This is a genomic window from Pseudomonas sp. RU47 (genome assembly GCF_004011755.1).
GTDB lineage: Bacteria > Pseudomonadota > Gammaproteobacteria > Pseudomonadales > Pseudomonadaceae > Aquipseudomonas.
The window spans coordinates 2,327,781-2,342,338 of sequence record NZ_CP022411.1 but is presented as its reverse complement, the minus strand read 5'-3'; the positions used below and the strand labels follow the sequence as shown (position 1 = coordinate 2,342,338).

The following is a 14,558-nucleotide window of genomic DNA, read 5'->3' as shown; positions in this document are numbered from 1 at the left end:
ACCTGCTTTCCTTTATCCTTTGACGCACACCACCTGACGCAAGGTGTGCAGCACTTCCACCAGCTCACGCTGGGCGTGCATGACTTTGTCGATGTCCTTGTAGGCCATCGGAATTTCGTCGATCACCGCTTCGTCCTTGCGGCACTCCACATGGGCAGTGGCGCGAATCTGATCCTCGACGGTAAAAGTGTTCTTGGCCTTGGTGCGGCTCATCGTGCGGCCGGCGCCGTGGCTGCAGGAGCTGAACGACTCTTCGTTGCCCAGACCGCGAACGATGAAGCTCTTGGCGCCCATCGAGCCCGGAATGATCCCAAACTCGCCCTTCTTCGCCGACACCGCACCTTTGCGGGTGACCAGCACCTCTTCACCAAAATGCCGCTCTTTTTGCACGTAGTTGTGATGGCAGTTGACCGCTTCCAGCGCCACTTCAAACGGCTTGCGAATAATCTGTCGCGTCGCCTGGATCACCGCGCGCATCATCAGTTCGCGGTTCTGTTTGGCGAAGTCCTGCGCCCAACCCACCGCTTCCACATAATCATCAAAGTGCTGGCTGCCTTCTTCGAAGTAGGCCAGGTCACGGTCCGGCAGGTTGGCGATGTGCTGACGCATATCCGCCTGAGCCATCTGGATGAACAGGTTGCCGATGGCGTTGCCGACACCGCGCGAGCCACTGTGCAACATGAACCAGACCCGGTTGGCTTCGTCCAGGCACACTTCGATGAAGTGGTTGCCGCTGCCGAGCGTACCGAGGTGCCCACGGTTGTTGGTGTTGGCCAGTTTCGGGTACTTGTCGGTGATCAACTTGAACCGTGGCTGCAACCCCGCCCAGGCCTGATCGGCTTGCTGCGGGATTTCATCCCAGGCGCCCTTGTCGCGTCGCGAACGGTTTGAACTGCGGCCATGCGGCACCGCTTGCTCGATGGCGCTGCGCAGACCCAGCAGGTTGTCTGGCAAATCAGCGGCGGTCAGCGACGTGCGCGCGGCGATCATGCCGCAACCGATGTCGACGCCGACCGCTGCGGGAATGATCGCGCCGACGGTCGGGATCACGCTGCCGATGGTCGAGCCCTTGCCCAGGTGCACGTCCGGCATGACCGCCAGATGCTTGAAGATGAACGGCATTTTCGCGGTATTCATCAACTGCTCGCGGGCCTCGTTTTCCACCGGGACGCCTTCGGTCCAGAGTTTGATCGGTTTGCCGTTGGCGACTTCGAGCAGTTGGTAAGTGTGTTCTTTCATATCTTCATTCTTTATTCATTGGCCGATGATTCGGCGTTGTTCTGTAAGTCGCAGCGACAAAAACACAGGCACTGTGGCTCTGCCAGTTGAGCCCCCGTTGCCGGGGCGGGAGTCGAACCCGCGTTCCGATGGAGTACCTGTCGCATTCGCTGCCAATAACCGCAAAAAAGGTGGCACGACAAAAGTTGATGACTGTTGCGCGTTGCCGCGCTCCGGACTTAACCGGCCTTGGATGTACAGCCATCAGGCATTCGTGCCGTCACTGGCGCTGACAAGGGCTTGATGAGACGTCTTGGATGTAGTCCCATCGGCATTCAGCGCCGGTGATCAATCAATTCATGACGCGCTTTCGATCGCCTCGACCCAGTGCTGCGCACTGTATTGGCCGCCGGTGAACTGCTCGATCACGTCGAACACCGCGTCGCTGAAACCGCCGACATTCAAGATGTCATCACGATCCGCCGCTTGTGTTGCATGGCCTGGCTGGATGTCGATGCACACCAGCCTTGCCTGTGGGTTGAGCTTCTTGATCCGCTCCCATTGCCGCATCGTTTCGCTGGCACCGTAACGCTGCGAATCGATCCACGATTCGTTGTCCGAAACCATGATCAACGTATCGACCCTGGCCTTGCTGTCCGCCAACCTCTTCAGCGGTGCCGAGCAGTTGGTGCCGCCGCCAAAAATGCCGGCGAGCTTCTCGGCGTTGCTGATCACACTGTCACGCGGGTTGAGCTGGATACCCACCACGTTGATCTCGAACGGCATCACCCGCGCAGCCGGCTGTTTGCGCAATACCGCTGCGGCCACCAACGCCGCCACGTCGATGCAGCGCACCTGCGAGGTCGCACCAGGGCGATAACCGGTTACCGGGCTGCCCATCGAACCCGACACATCCGGGCAAACCACCACCGCGCCCTCAAGCTTGGGCACGTTGGCCAGCGACAACTCCAGCGCCTCCTGCAAGGCGTCGCGGATCGCTGCCGGGGTGTTTTCGCCCATCATCCGATAAGCCGACAACAACTGGTACGGATACACCCGCGCCTTCGCCACTTCCTGTGGATCGGCCAACCGCGCCGCAACATATTCGATGCAACCCGGTACTTCAAACGCGCCGTGGCGCGCCAGGCTGTTGAGGTTGATGCGCAATCCCTGCCAGCCCATGTTGCGGGCTTGAGTGGCCCATTGCTCCTTGCTCAGTGTTTCGTTGCCGAGCAACTGAAACGGTACCGCCGGCACTTCATCACTCGCGCCGCTGCGAAACGCCAGCAAATCGCGGGTCAGCTCCGGCAAGGCCTTTGCCTCCACCGGTTTGCCAATCAACCAGGCGAAAAACGCTTCGCGCCACGCTTCGGCAGGTTTGGGGTGAACCATCTTCACCACGTCCGCCAACGACGGTTGATTGCCGATCGACGCTTGCAGCAGTTGCCGCTCGGTCGCGCTGTTCAGCCAGTTCTGCACCAGACGCTTGGGTTGCGAGCCAAGGGATTTACGCCCGGTGGCACCGCTACGGAGGATCTGTACAAAATTGCGCAGCATCTTGCCGCTGTCGATCACTTGCTCGAAAACCTCTGGCACCAGACTTGAGCGCTGCGCGGTCAATGCCGCCAGTAACAATGCCGGCATGTCTTTCATGTGACCTTTCTTGCGAGCGTAGATCGCGGCTTTCGCCACGAAACGACTGTCGAGCTCGGCCACCAGCTTCAACACTTGGTCCAACTGACTTTCTGCGGAGGCGTAGAAGGTCTGGTTCAGGCAACCGGTGACTGCCAATTGCGCCAGTTGATGCTTCGGGCTGTAGGCATAAGCGCTGGCACCGGAAGCATTCAAGGTGTCGCAGGCCGGCAGGTGATTCGATTGCGTGTTGAAGAGATTTGAGTTGGCCATCTTGGCGTCTCGCTGTGTTGTCCTGTTCGTTGCGACAGGTATTGCAGCGGCTGTGCCAGCTTTTGATTTCTCTCGAAAAAAATTCATATCTTATTGATTTACATCGACTTTATTTACTAAGCCGTTTTTCATCGAATGAATTGGCGACAAAACCCTCACCGAATACTTATCATTGGATATCGTCTTTTATCTTTTGAGATAAACATGCCAAACAAGCACACCGTCGCCATCGGTTTTATCGGCGCCACCCTTGATCGCGTCGGCAAGGGCGCCAATCGCTGGAGCCATTGGCGCCCCAGTGTTGGCTTGTGCCAACAGCAGGACGTACTGATCAACCGGCTCGAGCTGATTCACGGCATCGACGCCCGCGACGTCAGCCTCGCCGAGCGGGTGCGCGCCGACATCCAGCAGGTTTCACCAGAGACCGAGGTGCGCCTGCACCCGATGGCACTGCGCAACCCATGGGATTTCGAAGAGGTCTACGGCGCACTGCACGACTTCACCACCGCCTACGATTTCGACACCGAGCGCGAGGACTACCTCGTCCACATCACCACCGGCACCCACGTCGCGCAGATTTGCTGGTTCCTGCTGACCGAGGCGCGCTATCTGCCGGCGCGGCTGATCCAGACCTCCCCGGCCAAGCGCAACAGCGAAAGCGATCACGCCATCGGCACGCATGCCCTGATCGATCTCGACCTGTCGCGCTACGATCGCATCGCTTCGCGCTTCGCCAACAAGCGCCTCGAAGGCCTGGAGTTCTTGAAGTCCGGCATCGCCACACGCAACGCCGCCTTCAACCGCTCGATCGAGCAAATCGAACGCGTGGCCGTGCGCTCGAAGGCGCCGATGCTGCTGATCGGCCCGACCGGCGCCGGCAAATCCTTCCTCGCCCGACGCATCTACGAACTCAAACGCAGTCGCCATCAGATGCAGGGGCGTTTTGTCGAGGTGAACTGCGCCACCTTGCGTGGCGATGGCGCGATGTCGGCGTTGTTCGGTCATGTCAAAGGCGCCTTCACCGGCGCACAGAACGCTCGCGATGGCCTGTTGCGCGCTGCCGATGGCGGCATGCTGTTTCTCGATGAGATCGGCGAACTGGGCGCAGACGAACAGGCGATGCTGCTCAAGGCGATTGAAGAAAAACGCTTCTTTCCGCTGGGCTCGGACAAGGAGGTCGAAAGTGATTTCCTGATCATCGCCGGCACTCACCGCGATCTGCGCAGCCGAGTTGGCGACGGCTTGTTCCGCGAAGACTTGTACGCGCGTATCAACCTGTGGACGTTCGACCTGCCCGGCCTCGCCGGCCGCCGCGAGGACATCGAACCGAACATTGATTTCGAGCTGGAACGCCACGCCCGCGAACACGGGCAACTGGTGCGCTTCAACCTGGAAGCCCGGCGCAGTTATCTGGCGTTCGCCAGCTCTCGCGAGGCGGCGTGGCTAGGTAACTTCCGCGAATTGTCGGCGTCGATTACACGCATGGCGACCCTGGCCGACAGCGGACGTATCGACGAGGCCCAGGTGCAGGAGGAAATTGATCGGCTGCGCTACGCGTGGGGCTTGGCGCAACCGCAGGCGATTTCAGCAGAGTTGCCGGGGGACGCCGAAAGCATGGATCTGTTTGACCGATTGCAATTGAAGGCCGTGATCGAGGTGTGCCGGCAGGCGGACAGCTTGTCCGATGCCGGCCGCCGACTGTTCGGAATATCGCGCCAGGCCAAGGTACAAGCCAACGATGCCGATCGACTGAGGAAATACCTCGGCCGGTTCGGGCTTGAGTGGAGCCAGATCGTCGACCTCACATGATGCGGACGGCAGGCGACTAACCGCTCGTCCAACCGCGGGCACCTTCGCTCGCAGGGCGCTTCCAATGAATCACCATCTGCCTCGACCGGAAGACAACCATCATGAACAGAAAAATTGCAGCGATCACCTTGGCCGGCCTGCTCGCGGCCTGCCCGCTTTTCGCCTCGGCAGCCACGAAGACTGCTGACGAGTCTGCCGCGCCACCGACCGCGCTTCCCGGCGTGAATCAGGCCGGCAAAGCTCAATCCAACGCAGACAAGGCCGACAAGAAAGGTGAAGAGGCGTCGGGCTCGAACTCCGGCGCCGAGTCGCATGAAACGGCAAAAGATGCTGCCACTTCGAGCGACTCGGAAGACCTCGGTAAATCGCCGAAACCTTGATCAGGGTTCTACGGAGGTGGTGGCTGCACATCCGTGAACGTCAGCCCGACACTCCCGGTGATTTCCCACGGGTTGGCAACGCCATGCTCGCTGAACGACACATGGTCGAACAGCGAATCCTTCAACCCGTCGATCTGCGCTTTGGCCGGACCACTGAAGCGCACGCGCTCGAACACCAACCCCTGATGCCAGGCGTCGTGCTGACTGTCGCCCTTGACCTCGATCGCCTTGCCTTGAGCATTTTCGACGCTCACGTCGGCGACGCGGATATCGCGGAACTGCCCGGGAATGGTTGAGCGCTGGTAATCCAGCTTGGCGTTCGGATCGTTGTAGTCGAGGGTAAAAATGAACGCCTGCTTGAGCGTATTGCGGATCGCCGAGTCGCGGAAGATCACGTTACGCGCGCCGCCGCCCATGAAGTTGGTGCTCTTCATGCGCAAGCCGGCATCGGTGCCATCGGAAACGTTGTCTTCGGCGAGGATGTTTTGAATCCACGCGCCGGTATGGCTGCCGGCAACCACCATGCCGTGGCCCTTGCGGAAGTAGTTATTGAAGATCCAGGCGTCTTCCTGCGGCTTTTGCTGCACGGCATCGGCCCCGGTGCCCGCCGCAAAATTGACGCAGTCATCGCCGGTATCAAAGAAGTTGTTGAAGACCATCGCGCCCTTGCTGTTGGCGAATTCGATGCCGTCGCCGTTATTGGCGTCGTAGGTTTTATGCGTGGTATTGGCCAGCACCACGTTTTCGGTTTCCAGGTTCATGATCCCGTGGAATGCCGGGTTCACCGCGGTGAAACCGCCGTAGAAAACGTTTTTCACGTTGCGCAGAGTGATCAGCGACGAGCGCATCTGGCCGTAGGCATCCTTGACGTTCATGCCGCGCGCCACCGCTTGCTCGACTTGCGCCTTGGCCAGAATGCCGTCCTGCTGGTAGCGGGTATTGTCGCTGGGCAGGTAGAACGGCAATGGCTGACCGCGTTCGTCGACGACATCAGCGCGGCGCTTCCAGCCGTTGCCGTCAATCGTGCCTTTGCCGACGATGCGGATGTTTTCGAACGACTGATGCTGACGCGGATCACGCGGCAAGGCGTTGATCAGCGACGCCGGGCGCACGGTGCTCGAATAGGGATACTGGATGTAGCCGGCCAGCGGATAGTCTTCGGCACGCTCGGAACCCAACAGCGTTGCACCTTCACCGATTTCCAGGGTGATGTTGCTCTTCAGGTAAAGCGCCCCGCTTTTGTAGGTGCCCTTGGGCAACCATACTTTGCAGCCGGGGGTGCAGGCGTCGATGGCGTTCTGGATCGCCAAAGTATCAAGGCTTTTGCCGTCACCCTTGGCGCCGTACTTCCTGACATCGAACACGGCGGCGACCTTGCTCGTCCGCTGTACAACGGCCGGACTGTCTGCCGACTCCTTGCCATCGGCGCCCACCGAACGCACGGTGAACCGATAGGCCGTATCCGGTTTCAAGCCTTGCGCGGTGTAACTGTGAATGCCGATGCGATGATGAAAACCGGCAACATCCTGTTCGTAGAAGCGGTCGATGTAAGGTTTGGCCGGCGAGACGCGGTCATTGTTGGCGTTGCTGCCACCCAGCAACACACCGTTGGCGTAGACCCGGTAGTCGCTGATATCGGCGTGATCGGCGGGCTTTTCCCAGACCAGGATGATCTGCTGATCATCGTAGGCCAGGGTCGGCACCTGCAGTTTTGCCGGCGCCTCCAGCGCCCACGACGGCACACTGCAAATCAGCGTCAACGTGGCTGCCAGCGACAAAGCCAAAGGCTGTTTGCGCTGCGTCGGAACAACATATCGATAAGGCATGAGCACTCCTTGTTCAGGCCGACAATCCGGCTTCTTGCAGATATTGGCCGCGGTTGACGAACGTCTCGCGGGGCATTTCCACAACCTCCATCGACAGCGACTCGACGTCCGGCAGCAAAGCGACCAGCGCCGCCACGGTCGCCGAGGCCAGACGCCGGCGCTGTTCAGCGCTGCGCCCGGACAACACCGACAGGACGACATGGACAAAATCGTCCTCGCCCGCGCCGCACCGGTAATGCTCGAACGTATTGAGGCGCACCTTGATGTCGCCGGCCTTGAACAGGCCGAAGGCATCGAGGGCGTCATGCACGGTAGCGAGCAGGGTTTGCTCGCCGACACGTCGGGCCAGGGTTTGCGGGCAATCGATAAGGCAATGCGGCATGTCGCGCTCCTTGATGGATCGGTTTAACCAGCGAGCTGGCGCACCGATTCCTCGCTGAAATCACGACTGGCCTGCACCAGCATCCGCGTGTAGGCGTGGCTTGCCAGATCCTGGCTGAGCGCCTGACTGTCGAGCAGCTCGACGATCTTGCCCTGCTGCATCACCGCCACCCGATCACACAGGTGCGTGACCACGCCCAGATCGTGAGTGACCATCAGGTAGGTGAGTTTCTCGCGGCGGCGCAAATCCGCGAGCAGATTGAGAATCTCCGCCTGCACCGAGACATCCAGCGCCGAGGTCGGCTCATCGAGCAGCAACACCCGCGGCTCGAGAATCAGCGCACGGGCAATCGCCACGCGCTGGCGCTGGCCACCGGACAACTGGTGCGGATAGCGAAAACGGTAACTGTCGTTCAGACCGACCTTGAGCAGGATCTCGTTGATCCGGTCGTCCTTGTCGCGCACACCGTGAATAATCAGCGGCTCACGCAGGGCCGTGTCGACGGTGTGGCGCGGATGCAGCGAGCCGTAAGGGTCCTGGAACACCATCTGCACCTGACGGAAATGTTCCTTGGGAATCTTGTGCTGCAGCGGCGCGCCGGCAATGCTCAACTCGCCCGTCCAGTGCCGGTACTGCCCGGCCAGACAGCGCAACACGGTGGTCTTGCCGGAGCCGGACTCCCCCACCAGGCCGAAGGATTCGCCGTCGGCGACACTGAGGCTGACGTCGTGCAGCACCTGATTGAGGGCCGGGCCGGCACCGAAACTCAGGTTCAGCGCGTGTGCTTGGATCATGGACATGGTCGATTCCTCAGCAAGTCAGCCACAGTGGATCGCGTTGCAACACCGGCAACCGTTCGCGACGGTTGTCCATGCTCGGCAACGCCGCCATCAGGCCGCGGGTATAGGGATGTTGCGCATGTTGCAGGTCGCCGGCGGCGAGCGATTCGACCACCCTGCCGGCGTACATCACCAACACGCGGTCGCAGTAATTGCGCACAAGGTTGAGGTCGTGGCTGACGAAAATCAGACCCATTTCCTGCTGCTCGACCAGTTCTTCCAGCACGCTGAGTACTTGCTGACGCACCGACACATCAAGGGCCGAAGTCGGCTCATCGGCGATGATCACCTGTGGCCGGGTGATGACCATCATCGCGATCATGATGCGCTGCCCCATACCACCGGAGACCTCATGCGGGTACAGGTTGTAGACCCGTTGCGGATCACGGATATGGACCTTTTCGAGCATTTCCAGCACCCGCTCGCGGGCCTCGCTGCGGCTGGCCTTGTGGTGCGCCAGATACGCCTCGGCAATCTGATCGCCAACCTTGACCACCGGGTTCAGCGAGTATTTCGGGTCCTGCATGATCATCGAAATGCGCTGACCACGAATCTTCTGCATGACCTTTTCGCCGGCCGACAGCAGATCGACTTCACCGAACTGCATAGCCTTGGCGGTGATCCGCGCGCTGGCCGGGTGCAGCTTCAGCAAGCTGCGACCGACCGTCGATTTGCCCGACCCCGACTCACCGACAATGGCGAGTTTTTCCCGCCCGAGGGTGAAGGACACGTCACGCACGGCATGGGTTTCTTTCTGAGCATTGACGAAGCGCACATTGAGCCCTTCGACGTTCAATTTGATTGCAGACATACAGCCTCCGATTACTCGCTGCGCGGATCAAGAATGTCCCGCAGGCCGTCGCCCAACAGGTTGAAAGCCAGGCTGACCAACATGATTGCGGCCCCCGGAACAGCCACCAGCCACCAGCACTCAAGCATGTAGCGACGCCCGGTGGAAATCATCGCGCCCCACTCCGGCGACGGCGCTTGCGCACCGAGACCAAGAAAGCCCAAAGCCGCTGCGGTGAGGATGATCCCGGCCATGTTCATGGTCAGGCGGATGATCACCGACGACATGCACATCGGCACAATGTGCCGCAGGATGATTCGCGTGGACGAAGCCCCTTGCAGCTCGACCGCCACAACGAAGTCAGCCTTGCGCAACGACAGGGTTTCCGCCCGCGCCAGTCGCGCAATCGGCGGCCACGACGTCAGCGCAATCGCTACCACCGCGTGTTCCAGGCCCGGACCGAGCGCAGCGATAAATGCCAGCGCCAGCACCAGGCTGGGGAAGGAGATGAAGATGTCGGTGAGACGCATGAACACCGTGTCGACAACACCGCCGTAGTAGCCGGAGACGGTGCCGATAAACAGCCCGATCGGGCCGACGATCACGGTCACCAGGGTGATGATGTACAGCGTGATGCGCGAGCCGTAGACCAGCCGACTGAAGATATCCCGGCCGTATTCATCGGTGCCGAACCAGTGGGCAGCGCCCGGCGCCTGCAGGGCATTGGCGAGGTTCTGCGCCACCGGATCATGGGTGGCGATCCACGGCGCAAACAGCGCCACCACCACCAGCACCAGCGCGACCAGCAATCCGGCCAGGGTCATCGGGTTGCGCAGCAGGTGCCGCAAGACTTTCAGGGCACTTTTGCAGAAGGCGTCGAAGCTGGATCCGGGGGTACGATCCAACCGCCGCTTGGCGCTCGAATCAGTAGAAGACATGTTGGCAATCATGGGCATGTTCTCGGATTGAATTCAGGATCACCCGGCGCGTACGCCGACGCACCGGGCAGCGTTCAGCGTTGTTTGTAGACACCCAGATAACGCGTCGCCTCGGCATCATCACCGACGAAGCCCTTGACGTCGGCGGCGCTGACCACGGTGTCGGTCATCTGCGAAATCATCATGATCGGACCGACCTGCTCGTCGTAGATTTTCTGTGCCTGGTGATACAGATTCAGGCGCTGGCCGGCATCGCGCTCAACCCCGGCCTGATCAATCAGGCTATTGAGTTGCGGGCTGAAAAACGAAGCGCGCCAGCCCTGGAAATTCGGCAGGCCGGCGTCATCGCTGTTGTTGGGGTTGTAGGCAAACGTGCGCAGGCTGAAATACGGATGCGGATAGCGCTCGGCCCCGCGCGCAACGATGATGTCGAAGTTGCGCGCACGCATGGCGCCGTACACCTGGTTGCCAGTGCCGTTGACGATGCTGGCCTTGATCCCGCCCTCGGCCAGCGTCGCTTGCAGACGCGCGGCGATGTCGATGAAGGGCGGCTCTGACAATGTGCGAATGGTCGTGGTGAAGCCGTCCGGATACCCCGCTTCGGCGAGGAGTTTTTTCGCCTTGGCGACGTCCATGTGATAACCCGGATCCGGCAGGCGCGCCGCCAGACTGAGTTGCATCGGCTGCTGATTCAGCTGGCCGTAATACGGCATCACCTGTTCGTCGAGGCCCTTGTAGTCGATCAGGTTACGCACCGCTTCGCGCACTTTGGGATTGGCAAATTCGGGCTGTTTCATGCTCAGCGCGACGTAGTACATGGTGCCGCGCGGCAGTGACTGCACGTGGATTTTTTCCGAACCGTCGATGGCGCGGATGTCCGGTGCGGCCATGCCGTACGCCAGATCGAGGTCTCCGCGCTCCAGCATCAGGCGCAGCGACTGCGATTCGGTCATGTGCCGCACCACCACGCGTTTGAGCTTGGCAGCACCGCCCCAGTAACCGTCGAAGCGGGTCAGCAACAGCGAGTCGTTCGCCGTCCATTTGCTCAGCACAAAGGGGCCGCTGCCAGCCTCGTTGGTCACCAGCCAGTTAGCACCGAGGTCAGCGTTTTTCTCATGCGCCAACGCTGTTTTGCGATCGATCACCACCGCGCTCGGCGAGATCGCCAGCGAGTCGATCAGCAACAGCGGATCCATGGTTTGCGGCAAGTCGATGACCAGCGTGTGGGCATCGCTGGCACGGATCAGTGACTGGATGTTGTCGACGTTATAACCGTAGGCTTTCCAGGTCGTGGCCAGGCCGAAATTCAGTTTCATCACCCGGTACAACGACCAGGCCACGTCTTCAGCGGTCAGCGGATTGCCGGAGTGAAACTTCACGTCCTGACGCAAATGAAAGGTTATCTGCTTGCCGTCGTCGCTGATCGTCCAGCGCTCGGCCAGTTGCGGCAGATGCTGTTCCGGATTGCCGTGATCACGCTTGACCAGGGTGTCGTAAAGATTGGCATTGACGCCAGAAGCGTCGAGGCCGGGCGCGTTGGCCGGATCGATGGAAAACAGGTTGACCATGCTCATGCCGACGATCAGTTGATCGGCCGGCGTCTTGGCGCTGGCCTGGGTCATCGGCACCAGCGCCAGGACCGCCGCCAACAGGCCAGCGTGCAGTTTGGTAAATGCAGTCGTCATTGAAAAATCCTTCTTTTTATAATTTTTAGTGCTGCTGCCAGGCGTGTTAACGGGTGCGCGGGTCGAAGACCTTGTACAAGGCATCGCTGATCAGGTTGAGCGCGACAAAAATCAAACCGATCACCAGCACACAGCCCATCACCGCATTCATGTCGCCGAGCATCAGGCTGCTGGTCAGGTACTGGCCGAAACCCGGCCAGGCAAAGACCGTTTCGATCAGCACCGCGCCTTCGAGCAGCGAGCCGTAAGCCAGCGCCACCACTGTGAGCAGTTGCACGAGGATGTTGCGAAAGGCGTGACCCCAGACCACCTGGCGGCGCGACAACCCCTTGACCCGAGCGGTGATGATGTATTCCTGAGACAGTTGCTCGAGCATGAAGCTGCGCGTCATCCGGCTGATGTAAGCCACCGAGTTCAGCCCGAGGATCAGCGCCGGCAAGACGATGTGGCGCAATGCGCTGGCGAAGGCTTCCCAGTCACCCGCCAGGCTCGAATCGATCAGCAACAGCCCGGTGACCTCGGGCACCATGCCGTCGTACGCCAGGTCGATGCGACCGGCGCCCCCAGCCCAGCCGAGCCAGGCGTAAAACACCAGCAGGCCCATCATGCCCAGCCAGAAAATCGGTGTGGAATAGCCGAACAGGGTAATCACTCGCGCGACATGATCGCCAAGTCGCCCTTGATTACTTGCCGCGCAGACGCCCAGCGGCAAACCGATCAGCACACCGAAAAGGATGGCCAGGGTCGCCAGTTCGATGGTGGCCGGGAACACCCGGCGGATGTCATCGAGCACCGGGTGCCCGGTCAACAGCGCGTTGCCGAAATTGCCGTGCAGCAAGTCGTTGAGGTACAGGCCGAACTGGGTCCAGATCGGCTTGTCGAGCCCCATCGCCCGGTACACCTGATCGTAGGTCGAACTGTCGGCGTCCGGCCCGACCACCGCCAGCACCGGATCGAGCGGCATGACCCGACCGATGATAAACGTCAGCGCCAGCAGGCCCAGCAACGTCACCAGTACCGTGCTGGCACGCCGCGCAGTATTGGAGGCGCGGGCTCCCATGGCAGAGGCAGTCATAACAAACATAGTCAGCTCCTGATAAAACGGTCACCGGTGCACCCGGCACGCGAAGTTCATCCGTGCATTTCAACGTTTTTTGTAGACGTCTTTGTAGCGCGTGGTCGCGGCCGTGTGCCCTTGGAAATCGGCAACATCGGCGTAGACCAGCACCGTGTCGGTCATCTGCGAGACCGGCAGAATCGCGCCCACTTGCTGATCGAGTTGCTGCTGGATGTCCTGATACTGCGCCTGCTGTTTCTGCGCATCGGGCTCGACTTCGGCACTCTCGATCAACTGATTCAACTCGGGACTGTAGAACGAAGTGCGCCAGCCCTGGAAGTTGCTCAGCTTGGCTTCGTCACGGTTATCCGGGTTGTACACCAGCGTGCGCAGGCTCGAATGGGGATGACGTTCGGCGCCGCCACCGCCACGGCCGACGATGATGTCGAAACTGCGCTCACGCATGGCGCCGTAGATCTGGTTACCGGTGCCGGTGATGATGCTGGCTTCGATCCCGGCCTGCGCCAGCGTCGATTGCAGATTGGAGGCAATGTTGATGAAGGGCGGTTCGGCCAGCACGCGAATACTGGTCTTGAACCCGTTCGGGTAACCAGCTTCGGCCAGGAGTTTTTTGGCCTCATCGACATTCAGTCGATAACCGGGATCCGGCAAGCGCGCGGCCAGTCCCAACGGCATCGGGCGCTGATTGATCACGCCGTAGTGCGGCATGACGGTCTGGTTGATGCCCTGGTAGTCGATCAACGAGCGCACAGCCTTGCGCACGCGCGCGTCGGCGAACATCGGCTGCTTCACACTCAGTGCGACGTAATACAGCGTGCCGCGTTGCAGGGTTTGCGTGCGGACTTTGTCGCTTTTCTGCAAGGCCTGGATGTCCGGCGCCGACATGCCTTTGGCGATGTCGAGGTCGCCCCGTTCGATCATCAGACGCAACGACTGCGACTCGGTCATGTTGCGCATGACGATGCGTTTGAGCTTGGCCGGGCCGCCCCAGTAGCCGTCGAAACGACTCATCAGGATCACGTCGTTGGCCCGCCAGTCATTGAGCACGAAGGCACCACTGCCGGCGGCGTGCGTCACCAGCCAGGCGGCACCGAGGTCATTGTTCTTCTGATGTTCGAGGACTTTTTTGCGGTCAAGAATGAAGGCACTTGGCGAGGTCGCCAGCGTGTTGAGCACCAACTGTGGATCGGTGGGGCGCGGCAATTCAATGACGAAGGTATTGGCATCGGTCGCGCGCATCGAACGCTCGACATTGTCGGCGGTAAAACCGTAAGCCTTCCAGGTCGACGCCAGCGCAAGGTTGAGTTTGAGCACGCGCTGCAACGACCAGGCGACGTCTTCGGCGCTCAACGGGTTGCCCGATTGAAATTGCACGCCCTGGCGCAGATTGAAGGTCAGGGTCTTGCGGTCGTCGCTGACTTGCCAGCGCTCGGCGAGTGCCGGCAACAGCCGATCCGGCGCAGCGACGTCTTGCACCAGCAACATGTCATAGAGATTGGCATTGATCTCCGACACGTCCAGGCCGGTGGCCGCCGCCGGGTCGAGGGACAGCAGATTGATCATGCTCATGCCGACGATCAATTGATCGGCCGGGGTTTTGGCATGGACGACAGGTAGCGCGGTCACCGCCAGGGTAGCCGCCAGAACCCGCGCCCACAGCGAAGGAAGAATGTTCATAGCGAGAGTGCCTTTCTTATATTTATAGGGC

Annotated in this window: 12 protein-coding genes; 2 read left to right on the top strand and 10 right to left on the bottom strand. The window is 60.5% G+C overall.

Annotated elements, in window-relative coordinates; all coding sequences use genetic code 11:
• Positions 1-12 precede the first annotated feature (12 nt).
• Positions 13-1,239 carry an RtcB family protein gene (locus tag CCX46_RS10695; protein WP_127926624.1) on the bottom strand — a complete coding sequence of 409 codons (1,227 nt, stop codon included), beginning with the start codon at positions 1,237-1,239 and terminating at the stop codon, positions 13-15.
• 336 nt (positions 1,240-1,575) lie between these two features.
• Positions 1,576-3,123: a TROVE domain-containing protein gene (locus tag CCX46_RS10690; protein WP_127926623.1), complete on the bottom strand. Its 1,548-nt coding sequence runs from the start codon at positions 3,121-3,123 to the stop codon at positions 1,576-1,578.
• A 204-nt stretch (positions 3,124-3,327) separates the two neighbouring features.
• Between CCX46_RS10690 and rtcR the strand changes: the two genes are divergently transcribed.
• Together rtcR and CCX46_RS10680 are read left to right on the top strand one after the other, a co-directional pair.
• Positions 3,328-4,932 carry an RNA repair transcriptional activator RtcR gene (rtcR, locus tag CCX46_RS10685; RefSeq protein ID WP_127926622.1) on the top strand — a complete coding sequence of 535 codons (1,605 nt, stop codon included), beginning with the start codon at positions 3,328-3,330 and terminating at the stop codon, positions 4,930-4,932.
• A gap of 101 nt (positions 4,933-5,033) precedes the next feature.
• A complete protein-coding gene (locus CCX46_RS10680; RefSeq protein WP_127926621.1) occupies positions 5,034-5,312 on the top strand; it encodes a hypothetical protein in 279 nt (92 codons plus the stop codon).
• A gap of 8 nt (positions 5,313-5,320) precedes the next feature.
• On the opposite strand, the gene CCX46_RS10675 is transcribed toward CCX46_RS10680, so the two are convergent.
• The 8 genes from CCX46_RS10675 to CCX46_RS10640 form a co-directional block, all read right to left on the bottom strand.
• The gene (locus CCX46_RS10675; protein ID WP_127926620.1) at positions 5,321-7,138 is read right to left on the bottom strand and encodes a glycosyl hydrolase family 28 protein; all 1,818 of its coding nucleotides are present in this window, start codon (positions 7,136-7,138) and stop codon (positions 5,321-5,323) included.
• Between the two features lie 13 nt (positions 7,139-7,151).
• Entirely contained in the window at positions 7,152-7,520 is a 369-nt protein-coding gene (locus CCX46_RS10670) for a 5-carboxymethyl-2-hydroxymuconate Delta-isomerase (RefSeq protein WP_127926619.1), read from the bottom strand.
• 23 nt (positions 7,521-7,543) lie between these two features.
• Positions 7,544-8,320 (bottom strand): ABC transporter ATP-binding protein, encoded by a 777-nt coding sequence (locus CCX46_RS10665; protein WP_095120124.1) that lies wholly within the window; start codon positions 8,318-8,320, stop codon positions 7,544-7,546.
• A 10-nt stretch (positions 8,321-8,330) separates the two neighbouring features.
• Positions 8,331-9,170 carry an ABC transporter ATP-binding protein gene (locus CCX46_RS10660; RefSeq protein WP_127926618.1) on the bottom strand — a complete coding sequence of 280 codons (840 nt, stop codon included), beginning with the start codon at positions 9,168-9,170 and terminating at the stop codon, positions 8,331-8,333.
• An 11-nt stretch (positions 9,171-9,181) separates the two neighbouring features.
• Positions 9,182-10,099: an ABC transporter permease gene (locus CCX46_RS10655; RefSeq protein WP_038364768.1), complete on the bottom strand. Its 918-nt coding sequence runs from the start codon at positions 10,097-10,099 to the stop codon at positions 9,182-9,184.
• Between the two features lie 62 nt (positions 10,100-10,161).
• Entirely contained in the window at positions 10,162-11,772 is a 1,611-nt protein-coding gene (locus tag CCX46_RS10650) for an ABC transporter substrate-binding protein (protein ID WP_127926617.1), read from the bottom strand.
• Positions 11,773-11,818: 46 nt separating this feature from the next.
• Positions 11,819-12,832: an ABC transporter permease gene (locus tag CCX46_RS10645; RefSeq protein WP_016987798.1), complete on the bottom strand. Its 1,014-nt coding sequence runs from the start codon at positions 12,830-12,832 to the stop codon at positions 11,819-11,821.
• An 84-nt stretch (positions 12,833-12,916) separates the two neighbouring features.
• Positions 12,917-14,527 (bottom strand): ABC transporter substrate-binding protein, encoded by a 1,611-nt coding sequence (locus tag CCX46_RS10640; RefSeq protein WP_127926616.1) that lies wholly within the window; start codon positions 14,525-14,527, stop codon positions 12,917-12,919.
• Between the last annotated feature and the right edge of the window lie 31 nt (positions 14,528-14,558).